The following is a 26,080-nucleotide window of genomic DNA, read 5'->3' on the forward strand; positions in this document are numbered from 1 at the left end:
AACAACTCCTTAAACCGGAATCGATTCAGGGCCCTATGCGGCGCGCTTCAAGCATTATCGCGGCGCTTACGCGTCGGAGCGCCTCAGTGCTTGATCGCTACGTCCAGACCGATGTCGAGCGTCGGAGCGGCCATGGTGATCTTGGAGGTCGAGATATAGTCGACGCCGGTCTCGGCGATGGCACGTACCGTGTCGATCCTGACGTTGCCGGAAGCTTCCAGGCGCGTGCGCCGCGGGTCTGCGGCATAGGCCTCGTCGCCAAGCTGCCAATGGGCGGCGTTGATGGCGACGGCTTCGCGCAGGCGCACCGGTCCCATATTGTCGAGCAGGATGACGTCCGGTGCCGCAGTCAGCGCCTCGCGCATCTGGTCGAGGCCATCGACCTCGATCTCGATCTTGACCAGATGACCGCAATAGGCGCGCGCCGCATGGACGGCGCCGGCAACGCCGCCGGAGACGGCGATGTGATTGTCCTTGATCAGCACGGCGTCGTCGAGGCCATAGCGATGATTGGAGCCACCGCCGAGACGCACGGCGTATTTCTCCAGCGCGCGCAGGCCAGGGATCGTCTTGCGGGTGCAGCAGACCTTTGCGCGCGTGTGGGCAATCTCGTCGGCAAATTTCGCGGTGTAGGTGGCAATGCCCGAGAGATGCATGAGGAAGTTCAGGGCAACGCGCTCGGCCGACAGAAGCCCGCGGGCGCGACCAGAGATGCGGGCAATCGCCGTTCCCGGTGTCACACGATCTCCGTCCGAAACCAGAGCCTCGAAGACGATGGACGGATCGACGAAGCGGAACGCTGTCCGCGCCAGCTCAAGCCCGGCAATCACCCCGGGATCGCGGGCGTTCATGCCAGCCGTTGCCGACAGTTCCGGCCCGATCGTCGACAGGGTGGTGATGTCGCCGGCGCGACCGAGATCTTCGAGCAAGGCGGCACGCACCTGATCCTCGACCATGAGGGCGGGCAGTTCGGGGCGAAGGGCTGCAGTCATCTGGTCGTTGGTCCTGTCTCTATTCTCAAGTGACTATTGCGCGCCATGCTCAGGCCGTTTCGGCTTCCGCGACGTCGGCCGCCAGACGGTTCGCTTCCGCAAGCGTCAGGTAGGTTCTGCGCCGCCATTCCGGCTGTTCCGTCGGGCAATCGGCGCGGTAGTGGCCACCACGGCTCTCGGTGCGGCGAAGGGCGCCGACGGCGATCAGCTTGGCGGTGGTGATGATGTTGGTGAAGCGCATGCGGGTGTTGTCGCGCTCGAGCGCCGAAATTTCGCGGATCGCCCGCAACAGGCTTTCGCGCGTGCGCACCACGCCGACGCAGTCGCTCATCAGGCTGCGCAGGATCGTGAGCTGCGGGCTGTCTTCGACCGTGACCGGGTCGTCGTTTTCGCCGGCATTGTCGCCCCATTGGGTAAGCTGCGGCGTCGGCAGGGTGCCCTTGATGTTTTCGGCGATGCGGGCGGCAAAAACCACCGCTTCCAGCAGCGAATTGGAGGCCAGCCGATTGGCGCCGTGCACGCCGGTCGACGTCACTTCGCCGGCTGCCCAAAGACCGTCGATCGAGGTGCGGCCCTCAGCATCCGTCAGCACGCCGCCCATGTGGTAGTGCACCGCCGGTACGACCGGGATCGGCTGCGTCACCGGATCGATGCCGGCACCGATGCACGAGGCATAGACTGTCGGGAACATGTCCGGGAAATGCTTGCCGACCGCCTTGGTGCAATCGAGAAAGGCGCCGCGACCGGCCTGGACCTCGGCGAACACGCCGCGCGAGACGATGTCGCGTGGGGCAAGCTCGCCGTCCGGGTGAATGTCAAGCATGAAGCGATGCCCGGCCGAGTTGATAAGCTGGGCGCCGTCGCCACGCAACGCCTCGGTCGCAAGCGGCGCCGGGTCTTTGCCAATGTTGATCGCCGTCGGGTGAAACTGGACGAATTCCGGATCGGCGATGATCGCCCCTGCCCGCGCCGCCATGCCGAGACCCTGGCCGCAAGCTTCCCAAGGGTTGGTTGTCACCGCATAGAGGTGGCCGATGCCACCGGAACACAGAACCACGGCCCGCGCCGGAAACGAAACGCGCTTCTTCGCCTGGCCGGCATCCGGCCGGGCGATGACGCCGGAGATGAAGCGGCCTTCGCGCACCAGCTCTTCGACCACATAGCCTTCGATGATGCGGATCGACGGGGTGTTGCGCACAGCCGTGATCAGCGCTTCCATGATCGCCTTGCCGGCCATGTCGCCCTTGACGCGCACGATGCGGCGTTCGGAGTGGGCAGCTTCGCGCGACAGGATCAACTTGCCTTCGAGATCGCGGTCGAAGGGTACGCCATATTCCAGCAGATCGTGAATGCGCGCGGGACCTTCGGCCACCATCATGCGCGTCATCTTCTCGTCGACGATGCCGGCCCCCGCCGTCAACGTGTCGGCGACGTGTTTCTCGAAAGTGTCGCCCGGGCTCATCGCCGCAGCGATCCCCCCTTGCGCCCAGGCCGACGAGGCGCCGTGGCCGATCGGTGCGGCGGCGAGAATGGTTACCGGCCGGGGGCTGAGCTTCAGCGCGCAGAAGAGGCCGGCAAGGCCGCCGCCGACGATGACGATATCGTCAATCCCGTTGAAGGATTGCGGACGGAAATGATCTCTCAGCATGGTGCGGCTCTCCTCCAGCGCATGCTTGTATGCCGGGCCTTTCGCCCGGCAGGTGTTATTGCTTGAGGTTGACCATGCGTTCGACTGCAAGGCGCGCCCGATCGGCGATCGCCGGATCGACCAGAACCTCTTCCGTCATGGTGAGCAGGCTGTCGAGAATCTTCGGCAGCGTGATGCGCTTCATGTGCGGACAGAGATTGCAGGGCTTGATGAACTCGACGCCTTCGATCTCGGCCTGGATGTTCGATGCCATCGAGCATTCGGTGACGAGCAGGACCTTCGACGGCCGGTGGTCTTTGACGTAGTTGATCATGCCCGATGTCGAGCCGGCGAAATCGCAAACGGCAATCACATCCGGATGGCATTCGGGATGGCCGATGATCTCGATGCCCGGATTGGCTTCCTTGTAGGCCAGCAGTTCGGCGGCGGTGAAGCGCTCATGCACCTCGCAGTGGCCCTTCCAGGTCAGGATCTTCTTGTTGGTCTGGCGTGCGACGTTCATGGCCAGATATTCGTCCGGGATGCACAGCACCGTGTCCGATGCGAAGCTCTCAACGACCGCAAGCACGTTCGACGAGGTGCAGCAGATATCCGTCTCGGCCTTCACGTCGGCGGAGGTGTTGACGTAGGTGACGACGGGAACGCCGGGGTAACGCTGCTTCAGCAACCGTACATCCGCGCCGGTAATCGATTCCGACAGCGAGCAGCCGGCCTTTCCATCAGGGATCAGCACGGTCTTTTCCGGGCTCAACAGTTTGGAGGTCTCCGCCATGAAGTGAACGCCGCATTGGATGATGATCTCGGCATCGACCTTGCTGGCGTCGCGCGCCAACTGCAGCGAGTCCCCGACGATATCGGCGACGCAATGGAAGATATCGGGCGTCTGGTAGTTATGCGCGAGGATGACGGCGTTGCGCTCTTTCTTCAGCCGGTTGATGGCGTGAACGTAAGGCGCATAGACCGGCCACTCGATCGCCGGAATGAAATCCTTCACCTTCTCGTAAAGATGCTCCGTCTCGCGCGCGACTGCGGGTGTGAAAGCAAGCTCGGGTCTTTCGATGACGCCGAAGCGCTGGGCGGCGCTTACAAGAACCGGGTTCGCCACGGCCTGCGTGCGGGTGTCAAGGCGCGTCATCGAGATCTCCTCTCCGCCCCTCTCCTGGGCGGCTCTTCAATTATGCTCAAAATGAGCATAATTGAACCAAAACAAAAGCGGCAAAGCCGCATGGATTGATTTAGAAAGTTTTGTGACAGAATTCAAGAACGGAACGTCGCATTTTGCGACGCCCCGTTCACGGATTTCTTCAGGCCATGGCAGGCCGGGGAACGGCTTTCTCCTCGATCGGCCAATGAACGACGGCCGCAAACAGGCCGAGCGCCACGCCTAGCCACCATACCGGATCATAGGAGCCGAAGCGGTCATAGAGGTATCCGCCCATCCACACGCCCAGGAACGAACCCACCTGGTGCGAGAGAAAGACGATGCCGCCGAGCAGGCCGAGATGGCGTGTCCCGAACATGATGGCAACGAGCGCGTTTGTCGGCGGCACGGTCGAAAGCCAGAGCAAGCCCATGACGATTGCAAAGACAATGACCGAGGTCGGCGATTGCGGCAGCAGCAGGAAGGCGGTGACCGCGACCGACCGGGCAATGTAGATCAGCGCCAGGAAATAGGGCTTGGAATAATGTTGGCCGATGAAGCCGGCCGACAGCGAGCCGATGATGTTGAAGAACCCGATCAGCGCCAGCGCGATTACCGCATAGCGGGCGTCGATGCCGATGTCGCCGATATAAGCAGGGAAATGCGCGGTGATGAAGGCCACCTGGTAGCCGCAGACGAAGAAACCGGAGACCAGTAGCAGGTAGCTCTTGTGGCCGAGCGCTTCCTTCAGCGCCTGACCGATCGACTGCTTGTACTGCGCTTCCGTCTGCCGGCCGGAGGAAGCGTTTCCACGCAACGGAATGGCGAACAACGGCACCAGCAACATCAACACCCCGAGATAGACAAGGCTGTCCGACCAGCCATAGGCGGAGATCAGCCCCTGGCTCAGAGGCGCGAACAGAAACATGCCGGCGGACCCTGCCGCCGTGCAGATGCCGAAGGCCATGGAGCGCTGGTGCGGCGTGACGTTGCGGGCGAATGCGGAGAGCAGAATGCCGAACGAACCGGAGCCGACAGCCATGCCGATCAAGACGCCGCCACCGATGTGCAACCAGATCGCCGCATTGGCGTGGGCCATGATGAACAGGCCGGAGGCGTAGAGAAGCCCCGACATGGTCAGCACGCGCCAGGTGCCGAACTTGTCGGCGATCGCGCCGAAGAAGGGCTGGCTCAGCCCCCAGCAGAGGTTCTGCAACGCCATTGCCAGACCGAAGGTCGTGCGGTCCCAACCGGTCTCGGCAAGCATCGGCAGCTGGAAGAAGCCCATCGCCGAGCGAGGACCGAAGGTGAGCATCGCAACGAGCGAGCCGGCGACAATAATCAGCCAAGGCATTTCCTGGCGAACGCTCGACGGCGCGGATGCTCCCGAAATGGCGGACATGGGTTTTCTCCTGATGACGAAGCGCGACCCTACGCGGACGCTAAAATAGATAAAAGCCAATTAAATTGACGACGCGATCACCGGAATTGATGAGGCCGGAAGCCACTCATCGGACATGCTGAAACCGCTGGCGAAACAGTCGTGGCGTCATACCCTTCTGGACCCTGAACTGCCGGTTGAAATTGGCGATCGAGCGATAGCCGACCGCCTCGGCCACATGAGCGATGGATTTTCCGGAGCCGGATAGAAGCGCGCAGGCCTCGCCGATCCTCAGCCGCATCAGATACTCCGAGATCGGCATGTCGAGATGGCGCAGGAACAGGCGGTGCAGGCCCGAGAGACTGAGGGCGGCAATATCCGCAAGCTCGTCCATCGAAGGGCTTTCGGCATAGGTGAGGTGGATGTGATCGAGCACGCGGTCGAGGCGACCACGATCGACGGCCCTGCCCGAGGGCGCGACGACCCGGTTAGACAATGGCGTTACATGCTCGTCCCGCGCAAGGATCGTCAGCAGCGCAAGGACATCCGGCAACCGCTCTTCAGGCTCGAGCGTACGCAGGCGCTCGAACAGCGGCCGAACGCGACGGGCTGCTCCTTGCGAGAATTGCAGGCCGGGCGCGGAGCGATCGAACATTGCCCGCACGCCACCGAGCTCGACAAAGCCGTCCTGCATCCGCTCCACCCATTCCGGGTGGAACCAGAGTACCAGCGCCACATGGGGCGCCCCCTCATCGACCTTGGACGCGGAATGCCATGTGTGCGGCAGGTTCGACCCGACCAGCACGAGATCGCCATCATCATAGGTGCCGATGTGGTCGCCGACGAAACGCTGGCCGCGCGAGTTCAGCGTAAGGGTCAGCTCGAATTCCGGATGGTGATGCCACTGAAACGGGATGCAATCGTCAAGCCGTCGGTCGAGAAGGATGGAGGATGCTTCCGTGGGCCTTGGGATCTTCTGCAGAACGGCCTTCATATTGCGCTCATCTGGATCATGACGCCAGATTAGTACCAATCTTTGCCGTACGAAGGCAACATGCCAGCCACGGAACGCCTAATCTGCCTGCATCGACAGAAAGACGCAGATGCACAGGAGGCCTTGCGCATGCTCAGAGACAGCCACCCCACAGCCGCCGCCGAAACCCAACTGAAGGACATCAAGAAGCGCCTCCCGTTGCGCGTGCTCTCGGAGGAGGACTGGCAGCACTGGATCACCAAGGGTTACGTGATCGTCCGGCAGGCCGTGCCGGCAGCCAATGTCGAGCGGCTCGTCGAACTGCTCTGGCGCTTCGACGAGAAGGATCCAGCCGACCCTTCGACCTGGTACGCGCCGCAGCGCCGCGAACACAAGATGAAGGAACTCAACAACACCGGCATGCTGGAGATCTACAATCACCAATATCTCTGGGACAATCGCCAGGAACCGCGCATCTATGGTGCCTTCGTCGATATCTGGGACCGGGAGGATCTTTGGGTGACGATCGACCGCGCCAACCTCAACCCGCCGAAAAGGGTCAAGGGAAATCCCAACGGTTTCATTCATTGGGACGTCGACACCTCGATCCGTCCGCTGCCGATCGGCGTCCAGGGCGTGCTCAGCCTGCAGAAGCAGGATGGCGATGTCGGCGGCTTTCAGTGTGTTCCTGAGCTGTTTGAAAACTTCGCCACCTGGGAAAAGACCCAACCGGCGGACAGAGACCCCATGCACCCCGACATGTCAGGCCTTTCGACCGTCAATATCGAGATGGAGGCAGGTGACCTGATGATTTTCAACAGCCTGCTTGCCCACGGCGTCCGGCCCAACCATTCCGATGGCAGGGTTCGCATGGCACAGTACATCTCCATGCATCCAGCCAAGTGGAACAACAGAGCCGAACGCGAAGAACGCGTGCGGCTCTGGCGGGAGCTCGACCATCCGAAGCGCGACGCCTTTCCGGGCGATCCGCGCGAATGGGAAAAGCACAACGCCACGCCCGCCAACCTCTCGGACCTCGGGGCAAAGCTGCTCGGCGTAACGCCCTGGTTCTGAGGCGGAGATCGTAGGTGGCTTCCGCCGGTTCAGGAAGCGCGCACCTTCATCGGCCAGCGCTCCCGGCGCCGGTCGACAATCCGCGCCTCGTCGCCGAGCTTCAAGGTTCCTTCGCCGCGCGGCACGACGTTCCAACCGAACAGCACGCCCGCCACGCGGCGGTCGGCCGACATGCGCTTTTCGGCGAGGCCCTGGATCGGATTGCCGCCGATGCGTTCGCCGGTGATCTGGTCCTGGGTGGTCATGATGCAGCGGGCGCAGGGTTTGACGAAATCGAAGCGGATGCCGCCGATCTCCAGGCTCTCCCAGAAATCCTCGTCCCAGGCCTCATCGCAATCGAGCAGGATGTTGGTGCGGAACCGGTCCATGCCGACGGGCTCCTGCCCCTTCTCCGCAAGTGTACGGTTCAGATCGGCAAGCGAGCCTGTGGTGGTGATCAGCACCGGAAAGCCATCAGCAAAACCGACGGGTGCTGCCGTGCCGGCCCACTCGGCACCGACGAAACGCTCCGCCGAAGCATCCATATGGGCAAGCTTGACGGGCCGGCCGAACCAGCCCGACAGCGTCTCGTTTGTTGCATCGTCGGCCACTGCCGCATCGACGTCGCTTGCCCAGACGCGCACGTCGAGCCGCTGGTCAGGATCGAAGCGCACGATGAGTGCCTTGTCGCCCATCTTCAGCTGCACGCCGCCATCAATGTGGTTTGCCTCGACCTGTGCCAGCGTCTGCAGCTCGCGCTGGGTGATGAAACGCCCATCCGGCTCCACCAGCATGAAACGGCGGTCGCCCTCGAAACCATCGAGATTGACGGTGACCGTCTCAAGCGGGATCGCCCGGCCGCTCTTCAGCGGATGAATGTTCAGTCCGGTCACCTTCATCGAAAACGCTCCACGTTGAGAAACAGATTCAGGCCGTTCGCGATCTGATTCACAGGACGGCGGTAATGGATTGAAAGGCTTAGATTTCATCCAGCATCATGGCAAGCACATCGCGCAGCCGTTGCTGGCGTTCGAGCGCCAGCCTGCGACCGGTAGCCGTCTGAAATCCATCGGCCAGCTTGAACAGCTTGGTCTCGAAATGGTCAATGGCAAAGGCCTTGTCGTCGAGCTCTCGATCCTCTGCCAGCGGATCGAGCGGATCGTAAAGGCCGCTGCCCATGCGCCCGGCGATGTAGAAGCAGCGGGCAGCGCCGACCATGCCGATCGCATCCAGTCGGTCTGCATCCTGCAGGATCTTCGCCTCGATCGTCTCGGGCGTGATGCTGGCCGAAAAGCTGTGGGTGAGAATTGCATGGGCGACGGACGATATGGCTTCAGCCGACCAGCCGAGATCGCGCAGGATGTCGGCGGCTTTTTCAGCCGCAAGCCTTGAGGCCTGCGTGCGATGCGGCGAGTTCTTTTCGACAGAAACGCAATCGTGCAGCAACACGGCTGCGGAGAGCACGCGTTCGTCACCACCCTCTTCGGCATGGATGCGGGCGGCGTTCTTCCAGACCCGGATCAGGTGGGATGCATCATGCGAACCGTCATCTGCCGCAAAAGCATGCGGCAGGAGAACGGCGGCGAGATCAGCATGCGGCGCGAATGCCGCCGCCAATGCAAAATTACGAGTCATGGCATCAACCTATTGCGGCTGTGTCGGCGCAGCAGACGACTGCCGCGTCACGCCGACGCCCGAAAGGATCTTCTGGTAGAACAGCCCGATGCCGATCAAAACGCCGCCGAGCCCGATGAAGGAGAGCGCGCGCAGGAAGCCCTCGAGATTGGACATGTCGATCAGGAAGACCTTCAGAACGGCAATGAAGACCAGCACGGCCGAGGCGATGCGAATGCTCTTGGCATTGAAGCGCGAGCCGAACACCAAAAGCAGCACGCCGAGCACCAGCCAGACGACCGAATAGGTGTAGGTCTCACCCTGCAGGAAGCCTTTCCAGTCCACGATGTTCTCCCCCTGCCAGAGGCGCCGGACGGAAAGCGTTGCCCATGCAAAAGCGAGGATCGCGCCACTGACGGCGAGCGCCATGACGTAGGGCAATGGTCGTTTGCCGCGCGCATACCAGGCAAGGCCCGCATAACCGATGCCCGGCAGGAGATAGCCGATCAAAAGCAGATCGAAGAACGGGATGGCCCCCAAGAGTTCGCCGCTGAAATACGGATTGAGCCCGAAGAGATGCGCTGAGAGAACCGAGAGCATCGAGAACACGCCAAGCCCCATGCCGCCGTAGCGGAAGACAGGGCTTGGTGACTTCATGTCCAGCGTCATGAACACACCCGAGGCACCGATCGCCAGCAACGTGTAGATCGACTGCTCGCCAAGCGTCGGTACGGCGCTGTCGAGCACGCCACCGTTCATGGCATGGCGAACGAGGATCGCCAGCGTCAACAGCACGAAGAGGCTCGCCAGGGCCTGCAGCAGGTTGCGCACACGCACATCCGGCCAGGATCGGACGAGATAGGCAGAGGCGACAAGCAAGAGCGCGGGAATGCCGTAGCCCGGCAACAGCGCATTGAACACCGGCGTGGTGCCGAGGTTTTCAGCGCCGACGATCGTCGGCTCCCAGGCGATACGGCCAAGAACGACGATCGCCGCTGCGCCGGTCATCCAGGGCAGGATTGGCCAGGTCCGAACACGGGTCGCGCCGGCATAGGCAGTCCCAAGCAGCGCAATCGCCAGGGTGGTGACGAGGCCATCGGTCCAGGCATGCAAGGCGATCACGAAGAGCGCAAAGGAGCCGGTAACCAGAAGGCTCGAGGCGATATCCACGCCCTCTGCTTCGCCGTCACGGCGATAGAGCCAATCGGCAAGCGCCAGCAGACCACCACCGACAACGAGCGCGAAAAGGCCGTGCGGCAGATCGAAGGTGTAGTTGCCGGTCATCAGGAATGACATCGTGGTCAGAGCAACCGGAACGACGGCGGCAATGCCGGCCCACAGGATAGCGAACTGCGGGTGTTCGCGCAGGCGGCGGGTGAGCACGAATGCGCCGAACAGCACGAACAGCGTTGCCAGCAGCAAGGCCGTCAGCGTCGCGGTTCGGCTGGGCAGAACGATCTCCGGCGCAACACCGGCAAGCGAAGAGTCGAGATAGGCAAGGACGCCGCTCAGCGCCGTCAGGCTGCCGATGCCGACGATCGCGCCGAGGGCAGACAGCAGGGCCGGATAGACGGCATTCGTCCGCCATGCGCCGAGTGCGGCCAGGGCCGCGACCACGACGAAGAACTCCTTGACGGGATATTCCACGGCGCTGACGGCCGGGCTGATGAAGATCAGAGCGAGCACGGTCGCGGCAATGGCCGCGGAAACGCTGATGGCGGCATAGGCCGGCGTGAAGAGCTTCTCCCACGGGCCGGCAACCGCAATCGGGCGGTTCGTCGGCTCAGGCAACGGCTCACTGGGCGCATCGGTGTCCATCGCACCCGGCCAGACCAGCCCGACACCCAGGATCATCACCAGCAGCGCAAAGGCGACCGGCAGCGCGTCGAAGGGCGATACCGCGGTGACATAGGCAAGCCCCCAGAGCCCGATGCCGACATTGGCGAGCGTCGGCACGACCATCCAGCGCCGCAACCGCGACGCCAATAAGGTCGCGAGCCACACGACCGACAGGAAGCCGAAGAGAACCCAGGGGCGCGGCTCATCGCTCGATACCAGCAACGGTGTGATCAGCGAGGCAAGCAAGCCGAGGCCGGCCAGCGCCTGCCCATGCAGCAACGACAGGCCGACGGTTGCGAGCGAAATCATCGCCAGCAGCACGAAGGCCGTCGCCGTGCCGATGAAGCCATAGATGTCATAAGCCGCATAGGCGACCCCGAACAACGTGACGGCACCGGCGGCAGTGAGGATGCCGGGGATCATCGCATTCTGGAATTCGTTGGCGATAACGGGCACGGCGCGACGGCGAATGACCTCGCCAGCCGCAGCCAGCAGCAAACCGAAGAGTGCGGCCAGCGTCAGCCGGACGGCAGGGCTCAGAAGACCGGCGTCGATCGAATACTTGACCATGAAGACGCCACCGAGCGCCAGTGCGATGCCGCCGACCCAGACGGCCCAGCGGGCACCGAGACGGCTTTCCAGGCTTTCCACCTGCCGGGATGGCGCTGCATCGACGGAGGTCGCCTCGACGCTCGCGGCCACGGCTTCGTCGGATGCGGTTTCGGGCTCGGTCGGTTCGGCATTGCCGAAGATCCTTGCGCCTTCGCGAGCGCTCGCCGAGAGCCCATCGACGCCTTCATCATCGTCGGTCACCGCATCGGCGGAGCGTTCAGAAAGCGCTGCCGCCTGCTCCGACGCGATATCGCCTTCCGGCGCTGCGAGCCCGGCCGCAGCCGTCAATCGCGCGATCTCCTTCTTGAGCGCGGCGACTTCGCTGTCCAACCGTTCTGCTGTCTTCCTGCCGCCGAAAAAGGCGGAGAGCGCCAGAACAAAAGCGACTAAGGCAATAACTTCAATCATGTTTTCCCCTGGCGGCAATATTCGCAGGCCGATCGCGACCATACAGAGTTTTGCACGACCGCCAAAGGCATAGACGGTTGAGAGCCCCAATCTCTTCGCGGAAATGTATAAGTTTCATTCACGTGATGCGCCGGCGTCGCGACAGCCGAGCAGCTATGAGGCACAGCCAACGGCATCCCACTCACGTATGCGACTTCCGCCGGCGCCCATGTGAGCGCCGACGATCGTTGCAGCGTCGGGGAAAGGGCGGCTGCTATCGGCGCAGATTGTCGATCGGGAAGATCGCGCAGGTTTCCGTCCCGTGCGCCAGAAGCTTGCCACCAGCATCACGCAGCCAGGCCTCCGACGTGGCGATGGTGCGGCCACGGTGGACGATCTTGCCTTCGCAGAAGACTTCGCCCATGCCGGGCAGCAAGGGCCGCACCAGGTTTACCTTGAATTCGACAGTGGTGTAGGCCTCGCCGGGCTTCATCATCGTGAACACTGCGCATCCCAGCGCCGAATCCATCACCGTCGCCGTCCAGCCGCCATGCACGGTTCCAAGCGGGTTCAGATGCTCCTCGGTCGGCAGCCCCTTGAAGACCACCCGCCCCTCCTCGACCTCGGTCAGGCCAAACTTGAGCGTTGCCGACATCGGCGGCGCCGGCAGGTCGCCCTTCAAAAGATCCTGCATGACCTTGAGGCCGCCGTCGCGCGCAACGCGATCCAGCGGAAGCACGCCGATGCCGGATACAGGCATGCCGGGGAAAAGTTCTTGAAACATGCAAACTCCCTTGAGGTGTGACAGCCTCTTTCACACGCCCGATCGGACGCGCGGCGCTGTCGATCACGCGGCTGAAGAAGAAGGCCTCAATGCCTTGAGCGCCGCATTGACGAAACCATCGCGCGCGGACGAAACCTTGAGGCCGCGTGGCTCATAGACATGGCGGTTGAGAAAGAAGGCCGTCAGGCGGAAGGCGGCGGCAAGGCTGTCATAGTCGGCCGCACTTCGCGCTTCGACGGCGAGAAACTCCGGCAGCGCGAGCATGCGGTCGGCATAGGGCATGCCGGCTGCGCGGCAGACGGCCCGGCCCGACTTCGGCGACACGAAGGCCAGGTCTTCGCGCGTTCCGGTCGCCACGCATTCGGTCAGATCAAGCCCGAAACCAAGATCGTTCAAAACGGCAAGTTCGAAGCGCACGAACAGTTCACCGGCATCGGCCGGATCCTCGAGGTGATCGACGATGACGGCCAGCGCCTCATAGAGATGCGGATGCGGATCGCGCTCCGGCAGCAGGCGTAAAAGCGCGCCCAGCGCCTGGATGCCATAGACTGACGTGGCCGCCTCCATCAGCCGCGCCGCCCGGAGTTCGAGCGGCTCGATGCGGAACTCGCCCATATGCTCATCGAGCCGCGCGCGCCAGGTCAATTCGACGGTATTTCCCGGCTGAAGGACGGGCTGCATGGTGCGCGAACGGCCGGACCGCACCATGCCAAGATGCCGGCCCCGCGACGCAGTCATGACTTCGGCGATGGCCGAGCTTTCGCCGTGCCGCCTGATCCCGAGAATGATGGCCTGATCGCTCCATTGCATGAAAAAGGCATACACCCGCGATGGAAAGCGGATCAAGCGATGATGCCAGTCTGGCATCGCGATCTAGCGCTTTCACGCAGACCTCCGCACTGTCGCCTTTCGGTGACACTCACCAATTGCCTCAATTCCGTCGCGCTCTTGCCTCCCCGAGGCCATGTTTGGCATTAGAACGGCCGTACACGGCGGCAACGTCCGCTCCCTCCCGAAATGCAATCAGCAGGAATATTGACCCGATTATGTGTGTGTCCCGGAACAGCGCCGGCCGCTTGGCGCAGCTCTTCGCCCTCCTTCTTGCCACGTCCACGCTCGCAGGCTGCGTGACCAGCGGCGGACCGGCGAAGCCGAAGGGACCCGATCCCTACTATGTCGCGATGTATGGACCGAAGCCGGACGAAAAGTTTCCGCTCGACGCCATCGATATCAGGAAGGTCGATACGCGCTATCTGCGCCAGCAGGTTGCCTATGCGACCCATGAGCCGCCCGGCACCATCGTGATCGACACGCAGAATCGCTTCCTCTACCTGGTCCAGGACGGCGGCATGGCGATGCGCTACGGTATCGGGGTCGGCAAGGCCGGCCTGGAATTCGAAGGCGAAGCCCGTATCGGCCGCAAGGCCGAATGGCCGCGCTGGACGCCCACCTCCAGCATGGTCGCGCGCGAACCCGAACGCTACGGCCCGCTTGCCGGCGGCATGGAACCGGGCGTGCGCAACCCGCTTGGGCCGCGCGCGCTCTACCTTTTCCAGGGCGACCGCGACACGCTGTTCCGCATCCACGGAACCACCGAGGCCTGGTCGATCGGCAAGGCGGTATCGAGCGGCTGCATCCGGCTCTTCAACCCTGATATCATCGATCTCTACAGCCGCGTGCCGAAGGATTCGCGCGTCGTCGTGCTGCAGGCGGAAGCGCCGATGAATGAGACGCTCGCGCCAATGTCGACGCCGGCAAACGCCGGCGAGCCGTTCGCCTACTAATCCCGCTGCCGGGCGCCTACCAGGCGTCCGGCGTGCGCAGCATGTGCACAATGTTGGCCGGGTTCATGATCCAGCCGCCGCGAAAGCCTTCGCCGAGATCCTCGACCGCATCGCAGCGCACCACGCCTTTTTCGGCAAGCCCGCCGAGTGCGGCCTCATGGTCGTCGGTGAAGAGTTCGAGCCACACCTCCGCCTGGCTGTAATTCGGCGCCTCGTCGATCCAAAGCCTGTTAGGACCGAGGATAAAACCCTTGGCCGGCGCCTTCTCGTCGAAAGGCTCGAGACCGACCGTGTCGCGGTAGAAGGCGACGACCGCCTCATATTGGTGCGACGGCACCTTCATAGCGATGTTGATACCACCCGTAATCGTCATCGTGTGATCTCCCTTAAAGCGGCGGCTCGGTTGCGGGCTGCCCGGACAATTCGCTGACGTAGTAGCCCTGGCGCAGGTTGATGCCGTATTCGAGCCAGGCCTTCATGCAGGCCAGCATTTGCGACCAACCCTCGCAGTTCATGTAGGAACTCTTCTGTCCGCGCGCGTTTTCGCGCCAGCCGGTTTCGGCGATCGTCACCATGGTGGCGCCGTCCTCGAGTGGCTGGAAGCGCATCTCGACCTTGGTGCGATAAGGCTCCTCCTCCTTCTCCACCAACGCATCCCAGCGAAGGACGATGCGCTCGTGGGGTTCCACGGCCTCGACCTCTATCGGCACGTTGCCCCACCAGGTAACCGTTGTTCCGGCGACCAAGGGCCCACTGACCCCGCCAAGGGTGACGAAGTACTTGCTGATCTGATCAGGATTGACCACGGCATCGAATACCTCGGCGACAGGCCGGTCGATGCGTCCATTCACACGAAATTCGAAAGACATGACCTCTTCTCCCATTGTGCTGACACAGCATATGTTATAAAAATATAACATGTCAACCGATTCGAAAGATGACCTTGTTTTCAAGGCACTCGCCAACGGCCTGCGCCGACAGATCCTCGACGCCCTGAAGGATGAGCCGCAGACGACCGGCATGCTCTGCGAGCAGTTTGACAGCCTTGATCGCTGCACCGTCATGCAGCATTTAAGAGTTCTCGAAGACGCCGATCTGGTGATCGTTCAGCGTGAGGGCCGCGAGCGCTGGAACCACCTCAACGCCATGCCGATCCAGGCCATCCACAATCGTTGGATCAGCCAGTATGCCGGCCAGGCGATGTCGATCCTTTCCGCCCTTCAGCAAGGGCTCGACCGCCCCTCGGAATGACGGTTTCGGCTTTCCATTGCCCTGCTTTCTTCGTATGAACGCGCGACAACGCAATCTGGGGATATCGTCTTGCGCTACCTCATCACCGGCACGGCCGGCTTCATCGGTTTTCATCTTGCAAAGCGACTGATCGACGAAGGGCATTTCGTCGTCGGCTTCGACGGAATGACGCCCTACTACGACGTCACGCTCAAGGAACAGCGCCACGCGATCCTCGCCCGCTCGAACGGCTTCAAGGCGGTCGTCGGCATGCTGGAAGACCGGGATGCGCTGAACCACGCCGCAGAGCTTGCCGAGCCGGAGGTCATCATCCATCTGGCTGCCCAGGCCGGCGTCCGCTACAGCCTGGAAAACCCCAAGGCCTATGTCGATTCCAACCTCATCGGCTCCTGGAACATGTTGGAGTTGGCGCGCGAAATCGGCCCCAAGCACCTGATGCTGGCCTCGACCTCATCGATCTACGGCGCCAACGAAAAGATCCCTTTCGCCGAGACAGACCGGGCCGACGAGCCGATGACGATCTACGCGGCGACGAAGAAATCGATGGAACTGATGGCGCACAGCTATGCCCATCTCTACAAGGTGCCGACGACGGCCTTCCGTTTCTTCACGGTCTATGGCCCCTGGGGTCGGCCCGACATGGCGCTGTTCAAGTTCATCGACGCCATCCACAACGACCGGCCGATCGACATTTACGGCGAAGGCCGCATGAGCCGCGACTTCACCTATATCGACGATCTCGTCGAAGGCATCCTCAGGCTTTCGCATGTCCTCCCCTCGGAGGAAAACCGGGTGCCATCCGAAAAGGCGCAGGACACGCTGTCGCGGCAGGCGCCATTCCGCGTCGTCAATATCGGCGGCGGCCAGCCGGTCGAACTGATGACCTTCATCGAGACGATCGAAAAGGCAGTCGGTCGCCCGGCGCTTCGCAACATGCTGCCGATGCAGCAGGGCGATGTGCCACGCACCTATGCGTCTCCGGATCTGCTTGAGGCGCTCACCGATTTCAAGCCGTCGATTTCGGTGGAAGACGGTGTCGCGCGCTTTGCAGCCTGGTATGACGAATATTACGGTCGCTCCGAGAAGGCTGGCTCGCCGGCCCGGCAGGCCTGAGGCAACCATCGGCGACGACTGCCGTCGCCACACTTTGCATAAGCGAAGCTCTCGCAACAAAAGGAAGAGCAGATGAAAGTCACGATGATCGGCGCCGGCTATGTCGGCCTTGTTTCGGGTGTGTGTTTTGCCGATTTCGGCCATGACGTGGTTTGCCTCGACAAGGACGAAAGCAAGATCGATGCCCTGATGCAGGGGCGCATTCCGATCTTTGAACCCGGCCTCGACCATCTCGTCGCGAGCAATGTCCAGTCCGGCCGCCTGTCGTTCACCACGGATCTCGTTTCGGCGGTCGCGGACAGCGACGTGATCTTCATCGCCGTCGGCACGCCGTCGCGTCGCGGCGACGGCCATGCCGATCTCTCCTATGTCTACGCCGCAGCGCGCGAGATCGCCGTCAACCTCAAGGGTTTCACCGTCATCGTGACGAAGTCGACGGTTCCGGTCGGCACCGGCGACGAGGTCGAGCGCATCATCCGCGAAACCAACCCGGACGCCGATTTCGCCGTGGTTTCCAATCCGGAATTCCTGCGCGAAGGTGCCGCCATCGAGGACTTCAAGCGCCCCGACCGCATCGTCATCGGCCTTGCCGACGATGATGCGCGCGCCCGCGACGTCATGACCGAGGTCTACCGTCCGCTCTACCTCAACCAGGCGCCGCTGGTCTTCACCTCGCGCCGCACCTCCGAACTAATCAAATACGCCGGCAACGCTTTCCTGGCGATGAAGATCACCTTCATCAACGAGATGGCCGATCTCTGCGAGAAGGTCGACGCCAACGTGCAGGACGTTGCCCGCGGCATCGGCCTCGACGGCCGTATCGGTGGAAAATTCCTGCATGCCGGCCCGGGTTACGGCGGCTCCTGCTTCCCGAAGGACACGCTGGCGCTGGTCAAGACCGCCCAGGACTTCGACAGCCCCGTGCGCCTGGTCGAGACCACCGTCGCCATCAATGACAACCGCAAGCGCGCCATGGGCCGCAAGGTTATCGCGGCTGCCGGCGGCGATGTACGCGGACGCAAGGTCGCCGTCCTCGGCCTCACCTTCAAGCCGAACACCGACGACATGCGCGACAGCCCGGCCATCACCGTGGTTCAGACGCTGCAGGACGCCGGCGCCCATGTCGTCGGCTATGATCCGGAAGGCATGGAAAACGCCAAGAAACTGATGGACGGTCTCGATTTCGCCAAGGATCCGTACGAGGCAGCCGCAGAGGCCGACGTGCTGGTGATCGTGACCGAATGGAACGAGTTCCGCGCGCTCGACTTCCGCCGGTTGAAAGCCGTGATGAAGGCGCCGGTACTGGTCGACCTCAGAAACATCTATCGCCCCGACGAAGTTGCAAAGCACGGCTTTGCCTATGCCAGCGTCGGCCGGCCGCAGTGAGGGCTGCAAGACACGGAATCTAACGCCGGGCGCCCTGCCCGGCGATCGTCTGCGACAGGCGGCGACAGACTTAAAGTTTCCTGTTATGCCGCATGTCGTTATCGCAAAACCGCTGCACACTTTTGCGCGACATGCTCTATGCCTTCGGTATCGGCTGGGGCGGCAGTGCCTCCCAGCTTTTGCCGGCAAGGATGACACAGCTTCGGCCGGTGACATCCGTGACGATCAGGGTCCAGGTGCCGCTATCGGCGGCATAGATTTCCATCACCGCATGCGGGTTGATCAATCCGATCCCCGCAGGCTTTTCCTGATACTGTCGCATGAGAAATTCGATCACTTCGGATCGCGCGGCACAGTTCGCCATCACCTGCGAACTTGCCGGGTTTGGAAGTGCCGTCACCGCGGCCGCCAATATGACGGCTCGAGCGAGGCCACGGATCATATTGCGTCCCATGACGCACCTCCTTTCGCCGGGAAACCCGGCGGAAAAGGAGTTTCCGCTGACCTCATCCGCCGTTGACCGGCATTGTTATGATCGGCACTTGCTCGCGACACGATACAAGTGCCGCCACGAGATCAGTATGGCGGAGCAATCCGTATATTACAATTGACTAATTTACGGAGAGTAACCCGGGAACCGATACGACTTCTGGGCGACCCGTATTACTTGCGCTTCATCGCTTCCATGAGCGCGGCACCAAAGGCGCCCTGCGACGGCTGCTGCGGCTTCTGCGGACGCGCTGGCGCGCTGCGATTGCCGTTGTTCGATGCCGGCGCCCTCGCCTCGCGGCCCGTATCGGCACCGATGTCCTTGCGCATGGTCAAGCCAATGCGCTTGCGCGGTACATCCACCTCGGTCACCCGCACCTGAACCACGTCGCCGGCCTTGACCACTTCATGGGGGTCCTTCACGAACCGGTCCGCAAGCTGCGAAACATGAACGAGGCCATCCTGATGGACGCCGATGTCGACGAAGGCGCCAAAGGCGGCAACATTTGTCACGGTGCCTTCGAGCTGCATGCCGACCTTCAGATCCTTGATGTCGTCGATGCCCTCGGCGAAGGTCGCGGTCTTGAAGCTCGGGCGCGGGTCGCGGCCCGGTTTTTCCAGTTCGGCCAGAATGTCCTTCACCGTCGGCAGGCCAAAACGCTCATCGACGAAGACACGCGGATCGAGCTGCTTCAACGCCGCGCTGTCGCCCATCAATGCGCGCACATCGCGCCCGCAGGCCGCGACGATCTTCTTGGCGACACCATAGGCTTCCGGGTGGACCGACGACGCATCGAGCGGCTCCTTGCCATCAGGAATGCGCAGGAAGCCGGCGCACTGTTCAAAGGTGCGGGCGCCGAGACGCGCGACGTTCAAGAGTTCCTTGCGGCTGGCGAACGGTCCGGCGGCATCGCGGTGTGCGACGATCGCTTCTGCCGAAGACTTGCCGAGACCGGAGACGCGCGCAAGCAGCGGTGCGGATGCCGTATTCACATCGACACCGACGGCGTTCACCGCGTCTTCCACGACCGCATCCAGCGAGCGGTTGAGCTTCGACTGGTCGACATCGTGCTGATACTGGCCGACGCCGATCGACTTCGGCTCGATCTTGACGAGCTCAGCCAGCGGGTCCTGCAGGCGCCGGGCGATGGAGACGGCGCCACGCAGGGAGACGTCTAGACCGGGGAACTCAAGTGCGGCCGTCTCCGAGGCGGAATAGACCGAAGCACCGGCTTCGGACACGATGACCTTGGTGGGCTTTGGCGCCGGCAGTTGGGCAAGCATGTCGGCGACAAGCTTCTCCGTCTCGCGGCTGCCGGTGCCATTGCCGATCGCGATCAGCTCGACCTTGTGCTTGCGGACCAGCGATGCCAGCTCGGCCTGCGTGCCGCGGACATCGTTCTTCGGCGGGAACGGATAAACGGTCGTTGTCTCCAAAAGCTTGCCGGTACCATCGACAATGGCGACCTTGACGCCGGTGCGAATGCCCGGATCCAGCCCCATCGTCGCGCGCGAGCCGGCCGGAGCGGCCAGCAGCAGGTCCTTCAGGTTGCGGGCGAAAACGTGGATTGCTTCCTCTTCCGCCCGTTCGCGCAGCTCGCGCATCAGGTCGAGAGACAGCGACATCGACAGCTTCACGCGCCAGGTCCAACCGATAACCTCGGAAAGCCATTTGTCGCCCGGCAGCTGTCCGCCGACATTGTAGGCGGCCGCAATCATGCGCTCGACCGGTTTGACGGGAGACGTATCGTCCTGATCGACGACGATATCGACTGACAACACCTCCTCGTTCCAGCCGCGCAGCATGGCAAGCGCCCGGTGACCCGGTGTGGTCGCCCAGCGTTCGGAATGATCGAAATAGTCCGAGAACTTGGCACCCGCCGCCTGCTTGCCGTCGACGACCTTGGCCCGCAGGAACGCCGCGCCCTTCATGTGATTGCGCAGGCGGCCGAGCAGGTCGGCATTCTCCGCCATGCCTTCGGCGATAATGTCGCGCGCGCCGTCAAGCGCCGTCTTCACATCGGGCACATCTGCCGTCAGAAACTTTGCGGCGCGGTCAGCCGGTGCGACCGTCCGGTCGGCGAGAATAGCTTCGGCAAGCGGCCCAAGGCCCCGCTCCTTGGCGATCTCCGCCTTGGTGCGCCGCTTCGGCTTGTAGGGCAGATAGATATCTTCGAGTTCGGCCTTGGTTTCCACCGCGGCGATCTTGGCTTCGAGTTCGTCGGTCAGCTTGCCCTGTCCGCGGATCGATTCGATGATCGAACCCCGCCTTGCCTCCAGTTCGCGCAGATAGGTCAGACGCTCAGCCAGCGTGCGCAGCTGCGTGTCGTCGAGCCCGCCGGTCACTTCCTTGCGGTAACGCGCGATGAACGGCACCGTCGCGCCCTCATCGAGCAGCTCCACCGCGGCGATTACCTGGGAGGTCGACGCCTTGATCTCGCTGGCAATGATGGCGGCGATGGGTTTTGCTGGGCTGGCCATGGTGGGATCCGTCTTTCCTGTTTTCAGTCGGCGACCATAAAGGCGCAGGTCTTCAAGGCCAAGTGAAGGCTTGCGTGGCGAAACCGGAACTCCACAGGAGAGGTGCGCTCGACCTGTGTTTTCTAAGGATGTCGTTGCACCGAAACCGCGGCGCACTTTCGGGCGACATGCGTTAAATATCCACCAGCTCAAGCGGCGGGCGGGTCATTTCGAATTCCATCAGTTCCCGTTCCTTCGCCTCGATGTAACCGCGTGCGAAAGGCACCGTATCGAGCGACGGCGACAGCTGCAGCTGGAAGATGAAGTGCTTGTCATGCAGGAAGGCCGTCTCCGACGCGGCGAGATAGAACTCCCACATCCGGAAGAAGCGCTCGTCGAACAGCTTTACCGCCTCTTCGCGCCGCGCGAGGAAACGCTCCCGCCACGCCCTTAATGTCCAGGCATAGTGCATCGACAGGATCTCGATATCCTTGACGAGAAGCTGGGTCTTTTCAACGGAAGGCAGAACCTCCGAAAGCGCCGGGATGTAACCGCCGGGGAAGATGTATTTCTCGATCCATGGATTGGTCGCCCAGGGTTTGTAGACCTGCCCGATCGAGTGCAACAGCATCACGCCCTCAGGCTTCAACAATTCCCTGATCTTGCGAAAGAATCGGCCGTAATTGCCGATGCCGACATGTTCGAACATACCGACCGACACGATGCGGTCGAACTGCCGCCCCTGCATCGTCCTATAGTCCTGAAGCTCGAAGCGGACACGATCGGACAAGCCTCGCTTGGCCGCCCGCTCGCGCGAGATCTTCAGCTGCTCTTCGCTGAGTGTGATGCCCGTCACCTCGACGCCGGAGGATTCCGCAAGATACATCGCCATCCCGCCCCAGCCGGAGCCGACCTCAAGCACCTTCTGCCCGGGTTCAAGCAGCAGCTTGGCGGCGATATGGCGCTTCTTGGCGAGTTGCGCCTCATCGAGCGAGATGCCCGGCGGCTCGAAATAGGCGCAGGAATATTGCCAGTCCTGATCGAGGAACAGATTGAAGAGCTTGCGATCGAGATCATAGTGATGGGCGACATTGTGCCGGTTGCGATTGACCGGCATGCGGCTCTTCACCTGCTGGCGCAACACATGCTGAAGAGCAACCAGCGTGTTGGGAACAGTCGCGGCGTTCTCCAGACCGTTTTCCTTTACTATCGAGAGCACATCGAAAATGTCGCCGTCCTCGATGACGACGCGGCCATCCATATAAAGCTCGCCGAAACGAAGCCCCGGGTCGATAGCGATCGCTTTTTCAGCTTCCGCATCGACAATGCGGATCGTTGCCGGCTTTCCCGAGCCGTCACCCAGAATGACCTGCTCACCCGCAGAAAAAAACACCGTCAGATTGCCCTTGCGCACCAGACGGCGAAGCAAATTCAACAATGCCGCATTCATATCCAACCCCTGCCAGACACATCCTGTGTCCTGCTGCGTAGGAGCGGCGACGGGGCCGGTTCTATCGGGGCTTCCGGGAAAGCGTTGCGGCGCGCATGAAGAATGATGCGGAACGCAGGGGCATGACGCGACCTAATTCTGGAAGCGGCGAAAACCGGCTCTGGCGTGGCCTCATGGTATCCGGAACAGATGCGGCGCTCCTCGTGCGCGCGCTGCCGGAAATTCGCCATGCCAGCCGCCATCGGGCTCCTATCCATCAGAACTTACACTAACTTAGTAAGCTTCAAACGATTGGCAATGGGCTTTTTATGCCCCCTCAAAGATTTGTTTGCTTAGTAAATCGGCCGAATTGGCCTCAGCTCCGACGACCCCGCGACCCGGTAGGGAATGCCGGTCATGCGGCCGGGTGAAATCGAGCATGGGACCAACAGGCACGATGCGGGTCGGATTGACGTGGGCGATGCCGTAATAGCCTCGCTTGATATGGTCGATGCGCACCGTCTCGGCGATGCCGGGCCACTGGTAGATTTCGCGCAGATGGTTGGAAAGCGCCGGATAATCTTCGATCCGGCGAAGATTGCACTTGAAGACGCCGTGGTAGGCCGCATCGAACCGGATCAATGTCACGAACAGACGGATATCGGCCTCCGTCAGGTACTCGCCGGCGATGTAACGATTGGCCGCCAGGTGGCGCTCGAGCTCGTCGAGCATCCCGAACAGGCTCGTGACGGCCTCGTCATAGGCGCTTTGAGACTTGGCGAACCCGGCGCGGTAGACGCCGTTGTTGACGCGCTCGTAAATCGGGTCGTTCCAGTGATCGATCTCCGCACGCAGCGCTTGAGGGTAAAAATCGAGGCGGTTGCCGGTCAGGTCGTCGAAAGCCGAATTCAGGATGCGGATGATGTCGGCGGATTCGTTGTTGACGATGCGCCCTTCCTTCATGTCCCAAAGGACGGGGACCGACACCTTGCCGGTGTAATGGCCATCACTCGCCGTATAGAGCTCGTGATGATAACGGATCAGACCAACACGCCCGCCAGCGTCCACAGGCTCGTCGTAGACCCAACCATCCTCGCCTAGCAGCGGGTCGGAGACGGTAAGCCCGATGACGTCCTGCAGTCCCTTGAGATTGCGAAAAGCGATCGTGCGCGACGCCCAGGGGCAGAGGTACGAAACGAACAGACGAAAGCGCCCGGCCTCCGCCGGAAGACCTGGCTGCCCCTGCGGGCCGGGGCCGCCATCGGCCGTGATCCAGCTGTGGAAACGGGTCGGCTCGCGGAAAAAGGCGCCACCCTTCATCTCGCTCGCAGCAACGTCACCCTTGACCCATTTTCCATCGACGAGCTGCGGCATGAATTCTCTCCTGAACCTACGGGGAATGCCAACTCACTCACACGCGGGCGCGTGCCGGTCAATTCGGCGGCCGGTTGACAGATCGTTCGCATTACACAGCCCACACGCCCAGCGCGTAGCATCACGGTAGCGCCACATTGTCGAGCAATCCCGGTCGCGAGAGGGAGAATCAGGATGAAAAGATTCGTCATTGTCGCCGTGCTTTTTGCTGCCGTCGTCTGGCTCCTCAACACGTCCCTGCTGGCAACGCCCCCCGAGGGCCCGCCTAAGATTCTCGCGCATCGCGGCATCCACCAGACCTATCCGAAAGCGGGCGTGGGGAACGATACCTGCACGGCCGAGATCATCGAAAAGCCACGGCACGATCACCTCGAAAATACCGTCGCCTCAATGCAGGCCGCCTTCGATTCCGGCGCTGCGGTCGTCGAACTCGACATCCACCTGACGCCCGATCGGCAGTTCGCGGTCTTCCACGACTGGACGTTCGACTGCCGCACTGAAGGCAAAGGGGTCACCGAGGAAACGCCAATGACGGTGCTGAAATCGCTCGACATCGGCTACGGCTATACCGCCGACGGCGGCAAGACCTTTCCGTTCCGCGGAAAAGGCACCGGCCACATGCCGACCTTGGAGGAGGTTTTCACCGCCCTGCCCGATCGCCAGTTTCTCGTCAATTTCAAGAGCCGCCGGGCCGAGGAAGGCGCAGCGCTCGCCGCCCTGCTCGAAACACATCCGGAATGGCGGCAAGCCGTCTTTGGGGTCTATGGCGGCGGCGAGCCGACGCGGGAAGCGCTGAAGCTGGTGAAGGGCCTGCGTGGTTACGACAGGAACTCTGTCGTCGGCTGCCTCGCCCGCTACATCGCCTATGGCTGGACCGGCGTCGTTCCGGCCGCCTGCCAGAACACGCTGGTGATCGTTCCGGGAAACTATGCGCCCTGGCTGTGGGGTTGGCCCGACCGTTTTGCACAGCGCATGAAATCAGCCGGCAGCGAGATCATCCTGCTCGGCCCCTATGCCGGCGGAGATTTCACCACGGGCATCGATAGCGCGGAAGATCTTGAACTGGTGCCGGAGAACTTCTCGGGCTACGTCTGGACTAACCGTGCCGAGATGATCGGGCCGATGCTGGCAAAAAGACAGCCGGCGTCCTACAGCGCCGCGCGTCTTATTAGACGCGCAAAGGTCGCTGCAGCACTTTGATTTGCTGCATGTTTTTATCCTTAAATCGAATAGGATTTAAGGAAACATGCAGTAGCGGTTCCTATCCAATCTCGTTTGTCACTGAGGGAGCGTACGGTTGGGGCACCGGCGCCTTGACCTGAGACAAGTCCCGCCTGTCGTTTCGGCAGATGCCCGGCAGCCCGAAGTTCACCCTCCGAGAGGAGCCGGCCGCCAGCAGGGCTGGCGAGCGGCGTTAGCGGTATTGAGAATACTGGCCGATCAGCGTGGGAACTCAAGACCCATTTCGCGGAAGCGCTCGGGATCATCGCCCCAGTTTTCACGCACCTTGACGAACAGGAAGAGGTGCACCGGCTGCTCAAGGATTTCGGAGATTTCCTTCCGCGACGCGGTGGAGATCGCCTTGATCGCATCGCCATTCTTGCCGAGTGCGATCTTCTTCTGGCTTTCGCGCTCGACGTAGATCACCTGTTCGATACGAACGGATCCGTCCTTGCGCTCTTCCCACTTCTCGGTTTCGACATGCGAGGCGTAGGGAAGTTCCTGATGCAGGCGCAGGAACAGTTTTTCGCGAGTGATTTCGGCCGCGAGCTGGCGCATCGGCAGGTCGGAGATCTGGTCTTCCGGATAATACCAGGGACCTTCCGGCAGCGTCTCGGCAAGATAATCCATCAGATCCTTGCAGCCCGAGCCGGTCAGCGCGGAGATCATGAAGGTGCGCTCGAACTTGATCGTCTCGTTGGCCGCCGCTGCAAGCTTCAGCAGATCCTCCGGTCGCACCTGGTCGATCTTGTTCAGAACCAGGATCTTCGGCTGGTGGACTTCCTTCATGCCCTGAAGGATCGTTTCCGCATCGCCCTTCAGGCCACGCTCGCTGTCGATCAGGAGCATGATCACATCGGCGTCCTTGGCGCCACCCCAGGCCGTCGTCACCATTGCCCGGTCGAGCCGGCGCCGTGGCTTGAAGATGCCCGGCGTGTCCATGAACACGATCTGTGCGTTGTCGTGGATGGCAATGCCACGCACGATCGCCCGGGTCGTCTGAACCTTGTGGCTGACGATCGAAACCTTGGCGCCGACGAGGCGGTTGACCAGCGTCGATTTTCCCGCGTTGGTGGCGCCGATCAGCGCCACGAAACCAGAGTGGGTCGGCGCGCTTTCGGCGGCCGTATCTTTTTCCATATCCGTCAT

The 26,080-nt window shown here is 62.1% G+C and carries 23 protein-coding genes; 6 read left to right on the forward strand and 17 right to left on the reverse strand.

Annotated features, from left to right (window positions below):
* Window positions 1–83: 83 nt before the first annotated feature.
* The 5 genes from nadC to C6558_RS34965 all read right to left on the reverse strand — a co-directional run bounded on the left by nadC (window position 84) and on the right by C6558_RS34965 (window position 6,156).
* Window positions 84–992 (reverse strand): carboxylating nicotinate-nucleotide diphosphorylase, encoded by a 909-nt coding sequence (nadC, locus tag C6558_RS34945; RefSeq protein WP_084814308.1) that lies wholly within the window; start codon window positions 990–992, stop codon window positions 84–86.
* Between the two features lie 49 nt (window positions 993–1,041).
* Window positions 1,042–2,640, reverse strand: a complete 1,599-nt coding sequence (locus tag C6558_RS34950) for an L-aspartate oxidase (protein WP_025426409.1) — start codon at window positions 2,638–2,640, stop codon at window positions 1,042–1,044.
* A gap of 55 nt (window positions 2,641–2,695) precedes the next feature.
* Entirely contained in the window at window positions 2,696–3,775 is a 1,080-nt protein-coding gene (gene nadA / locus C6558_RS34955) for a quinolinate synthase NadA (RefSeq protein ID WP_025426408.1), read from the reverse strand.
* Window positions 3,776–3,944: 169 nt separating this feature from the next.
* Window positions 3,945–5,183, reverse strand: coding sequence for an MFS transporter (locus tag C6558_RS34960; RefSeq protein WP_025426407.1), 1,239 nt, complete (start codon window positions 5,181–5,183; stop codon window positions 3,945–3,947).
* 106 nt (window positions 5,184–5,289) lie between these two features.
* A complete protein-coding gene (locus C6558_RS34965) occupies window positions 5,290–6,156 on the reverse strand; it encodes an AraC family transcriptional regulator (RefSeq protein ID WP_025426406.1) in 867 nt (288 codons plus the stop codon).
* Between the two features lie 129 nt (window positions 6,157–6,285).
* Here C6558_RS34965 and C6558_RS34970 point away from each other — a divergent pair, with 129 nt between their 5' ends.
* Window positions 6,286–7,209: a phytanoyl-CoA dioxygenase family protein gene (locus C6558_RS34970; RefSeq protein WP_038576814.1), complete on the forward strand. Its 924-nt coding sequence runs from the start codon at window positions 6,286–6,288 to the stop codon at window positions 7,207–7,209.
* Window positions 7,210–7,238: 29 nt separating this feature from the next.
* On the opposite strand, the gene C6558_RS34975 is transcribed toward C6558_RS34970, so the two are convergent.
* The 5 genes from C6558_RS34975 to recO all read right to left on the reverse strand — a co-directional run bounded on the left by C6558_RS34975 (window position 7,239) and on the right by recO (window position 13,234).
* The gene (locus C6558_RS34975; RefSeq protein ID WP_025426404.1) at window positions 7,239–8,087 is read right to left on the reverse strand and encodes an MOSC domain-containing protein; all 849 of its coding nucleotides are present in this window, start codon (window positions 8,085–8,087) and stop codon (window positions 7,239–7,241) included.
* A 79-nt stretch (window positions 8,088–8,166) separates the two neighbouring features.
* A complete protein-coding gene (locus C6558_RS34980) occupies window positions 8,167–8,823 on the reverse strand; it encodes an HD domain-containing protein (protein WP_025426403.1) in 657 nt (218 codons plus the stop codon).
* Window positions 8,824–8,832: 9 nt separating this feature from the next.
* The gene (locus tag C6558_RS34985; protein ID WP_025426402.1) at window positions 8,833–11,661 is read right to left on the reverse strand and encodes a DUF2339 domain-containing protein; all 2,829 of its coding nucleotides are present in this window, start codon (window positions 11,659–11,661) and stop codon (window positions 8,833–8,835) included.
* A gap of 253 nt (window positions 11,662–11,914) precedes the next feature.
* Window positions 11,915–12,424, reverse strand: a complete 510-nt coding sequence (locus C6558_RS34990; RefSeq protein ID WP_057211453.1) for a PaaI family thioesterase — start codon at window positions 12,422–12,424, stop codon at window positions 11,915–11,917.
* Window positions 12,425–12,487: 63 nt separating this feature from the next.
* The gene (recO, locus tag C6558_RS34995) at window positions 12,488–13,234 is read right to left on the reverse strand and encodes a DNA repair protein RecO (protein ID WP_038576811.1); all 747 of its coding nucleotides are present in this window, start codon (window positions 13,232–13,234) and stop codon (window positions 12,488–12,490) included.
* A gap of 236 nt (window positions 13,235–13,470) precedes the next feature.
* Here recO and C6558_RS35000 point away from each other — a divergent pair, with 236 nt between their 5' ends.
* A complete protein-coding gene (locus tag C6558_RS35000) occupies window positions 13,471–14,208 on the forward strand; it encodes a L,D-transpeptidase (RefSeq protein WP_025426399.1) in 738 nt (245 codons plus the stop codon).
* Window positions 14,209–14,224: 16 nt separating this feature from the next.
* On the opposite strand, the gene C6558_RS35005 is transcribed toward C6558_RS35000, so the two are convergent.
* Window positions 14,225–14,581, reverse strand: coding sequence for a glyoxalase/bleomycin resistance/dioxygenase family protein (locus C6558_RS35005; protein WP_025426398.1), 357 nt, complete (start codon window positions 14,579–14,581; stop codon window positions 14,225–14,227).
* 13 nt (window positions 14,582–14,594) lie between these two features.
* Window positions 14,595–15,077 carry an SRPBCC domain-containing protein gene (locus tag C6558_RS35010; protein ID WP_057226537.1) on the reverse strand — a complete coding sequence of 161 codons (483 nt, stop codon included), beginning with the start codon at window positions 15,075–15,077 and terminating at the stop codon, window positions 14,595–14,597.
* A 49-nt stretch (window positions 15,078–15,126) separates the two neighbouring features.
* Here C6558_RS35010 and C6558_RS35015 point away from each other — a divergent pair, with 49 nt between their 5' ends.
* From C6558_RS35015 to rkpK, 3 genes are all read left to right on the forward strand, one after another.
* Window positions 15,127–15,459: a helix-turn-helix transcriptional regulator gene (locus C6558_RS35015; protein ID WP_025426396.1), complete on the forward strand. Its 333-nt coding sequence runs from the start codon at window positions 15,127–15,129 to the stop codon at window positions 15,457–15,459.
* A 69-nt stretch (window positions 15,460–15,528) separates the two neighbouring features.
* A complete protein-coding gene (locus tag C6558_RS35020) occupies window positions 15,529–16,572 on the forward strand; it encodes an NAD-dependent epimerase (protein ID WP_057211454.1) in 1,044 nt (347 codons plus the stop codon).
* 72 nt (window positions 16,573–16,644) lie between these two features.
* Complete coding sequence (rkpK, locus tag C6558_RS35025; RefSeq protein ID WP_025426394.1) at window positions 16,645–17,958, forward strand: UDP-glucose 6-dehydrogenase; 1,314 nt, start codon at window positions 16,645–16,647, stop codon at window positions 17,956–17,958.
* Window positions 17,959–18,094: 136 nt separating this feature from the next.
* On the opposite strand, the gene C6558_RS35030 is transcribed toward rkpK, so the two are convergent.
* The 4 genes from C6558_RS35030 to C6558_RS35045 form a co-directional block, all read right to left on the reverse strand.
* The gene (locus C6558_RS35030; RefSeq protein ID WP_025426393.1) at window positions 18,095–18,412 is read right to left on the reverse strand and encodes a hypothetical protein; all 318 of its coding nucleotides are present in this window, start codon (window positions 18,410–18,412) and stop codon (window positions 18,095–18,097) included.
* Window positions 18,413–18,621: 209 nt separating this feature from the next.
* Entirely contained in the window at window positions 18,622–20,928 is a 2,307-nt protein-coding gene (locus C6558_RS35035; RefSeq protein WP_025426392.1) for a Tex family protein, read from the reverse strand.
* A 172-nt stretch (window positions 20,929–21,100) separates the two neighbouring features.
* Window positions 21,101–22,357: a cyclopropane-fatty-acyl-phospholipid synthase family protein gene (locus tag C6558_RS35040; protein WP_025426391.1), complete on the reverse strand. Its 1,257-nt coding sequence runs from the start codon at window positions 22,355–22,357 to the stop codon at window positions 21,101–21,103.
* A gap of 306 nt (window positions 22,358–22,663) precedes the next feature.
* Window positions 22,664–23,710 (reverse strand): glutathione S-transferase family protein, encoded by a 1,047-nt coding sequence (locus tag C6558_RS35045; RefSeq protein WP_084814310.1) that lies wholly within the window; start codon window positions 23,708–23,710, stop codon window positions 22,664–22,666.
* Between the two features lie 174 nt (window positions 23,711–23,884).
* Here C6558_RS35045 and C6558_RS35050 point away from each other — a divergent pair, with 174 nt between their 5' ends.
* Window positions 23,885–24,910 carry a glycerophosphodiester phosphodiesterase family protein gene (locus tag C6558_RS35050; RefSeq protein WP_025426389.1) on the forward strand — a complete coding sequence of 342 codons (1,026 nt, stop codon included), beginning with the start codon at window positions 23,885–23,887 and terminating at the stop codon, window positions 24,908–24,910.
* Window positions 24,911–25,150: 240 nt separating this feature from the next.
* Here C6558_RS35050 and era read toward each other — a convergent pair whose 3' ends face one another.
* The gene (era, locus tag C6558_RS35055) at window positions 25,151–26,080 is read right to left on the reverse strand and encodes a GTPase Era (protein WP_025426388.1); all 930 of its coding nucleotides are present in this window, start codon (window positions 26,078–26,080) and stop codon (window positions 25,151–25,153) included.

Origin of the sequence: Ensifer sp. NM-2, assembly GCF_003024455.1 — a bacterium.
In the GTDB taxonomy this organism is placed as follows: Bacteria; Pseudomonadota; Alphaproteobacteria; order Rhizobiales; family Rhizobiaceae; genus Ensifer; species Ensifer canadensis.

Excerpts from the sequence above, each read along its gene's own strand:
- C6558_RS35035 (WP_025426392.1), bottom strand. The coding sequence starts at position 20,928 with ATGGCCAGCCCAGCAAAACCCATCGCCGCCATCATTGCCAGCGAGATC.
- C6558_RS35045 (WP_084814310.1), bottom strand. The coding sequence starts at position 23,710 with ATGCCGCAGCTCGTCGATGGAAAATGGGTCAAGGGTGACGTTGCTGCG.
- recO (WP_038576811.1), bottom strand. The coding sequence starts at position 13,234 with ATGCAATGGAGCGATCAGGCCATCATTCTCGGGATCAGGCGGCACGGC.
- C6558_RS35005 (WP_025426398.1), bottom strand. The coding sequence starts at position 14,581 with ATGACGATTACGGGTGGTATCAACATCGCTATGAAGGTGCCGTCGCAC.
- C6558_RS35000 (WP_025426399.1), top strand. The coding sequence starts at position 13,471 with ATGTGTGTGTCCCGGAACAGCGCCGGCCGCTTGGCGCAGCTCTTCGCC.
- nadA (WP_025426408.1), bottom strand. The coding sequence starts at position 3,775 with ATGACGCGCCTTGACACCCGCACGCAGGCCGTGGCGAACCCGGTTCTT.
- C6558_RS34960 (WP_025426407.1), bottom strand. The coding sequence starts at position 5,183 with ATGTCCGCCATTTCGGGAGCATCCGCGCCGTCGAGCGTTCGCCAGGAA.
- C6558_RS35030 (WP_025426393.1), bottom strand. The coding sequence starts at position 18,412 with ATGGGACGCAATATGATCCGTGGCCTCGCTCGAGCCGTCATATTGGCG.
- era (WP_025426388.1), bottom strand. The coding sequence starts at position 26,080 with ATGACGGATATGGAAAAAGATACGGCCGCCGAAAGCGCGCCGACCCAC.
- C6558_RS35010 (WP_057226537.1), bottom strand. The coding sequence starts at position 15,077 with ATGTCTTTCGAATTTCGTGTGAATGGACGCATCGACCGGCCTGTCGCC.
- rkpK (WP_025426394.1), top strand. The coding sequence starts at position 16,645 with ATGAAAGTCACGATGATCGGCGCCGGCTATGTCGGCCTTGTTTCGGGT.
- C6558_RS34965 (WP_025426406.1), bottom strand. The coding sequence starts at position 6,156 with ATGAAGGCCGTTCTGCAGAAGATCCCAAGGCCCACGGAAGCATCCTCC.
- C6558_RS34975 (WP_025426404.1), bottom strand. The coding sequence starts at position 8,087 with ATGAAGGTGACCGGACTGAACATTCATCCGCTGAAGAGCGGCCGGGCG.
- C6558_RS34950 (WP_025426409.1), bottom strand. The coding sequence starts at position 2,640 with ATGCTGAGAGATCATTTCCGTCCGCAATCCTTCAACGGGATTGACGAT.
- C6558_RS34970 (WP_038576814.1), top strand. The coding sequence starts at position 6,286 with ATGCTCAGAGACAGCCACCCCACAGCCGCCGCCGAAACCCAACTGAAG.
- C6558_RS34985 (WP_025426402.1), bottom strand. The coding sequence starts at position 11,661 with ATGATTGAAGTTATTGCCTTAGTCGCTTTTGTTCTGGCGCTCTCCGCC.
- C6558_RS34980 (WP_025426403.1), bottom strand. The coding sequence starts at position 8,823 with ATGACTCGTAATTTTGCATTGGCGGCGGCATTCGCGCCGCATGCTGAT.
- C6558_RS35015 (WP_025426396.1), top strand. The coding sequence starts at position 15,127 with ATGTCAACCGATTCGAAAGATGACCTTGTTTTCAAGGCACTCGCCAAC.
- C6558_RS35040 (WP_025426391.1), bottom strand. The coding sequence starts at position 22,357 with ATGAATGCGGCATTGTTGAATTTGCTTCGCCGTCTGGTGCGCAAGGGC.
- C6558_RS34990 (WP_057211453.1), bottom strand. The coding sequence starts at position 12,424 with ATGTTTCAAGAACTTTTCCCCGGCATGCCTGTATCCGGCATCGGCGTG.
- C6558_RS35050 (WP_025426389.1), top strand. The coding sequence starts at position 23,885 with ATGAAAAGATTCGTCATTGTCGCCGTGCTTTTTGCTGCCGTCGTCTGG.
- nadC (WP_084814308.1), bottom strand. The coding sequence starts at position 992 with ATGACTGCAGCCCTTCGCCCCGAACTGCCCGCCCTCATGGTCGAGGAT.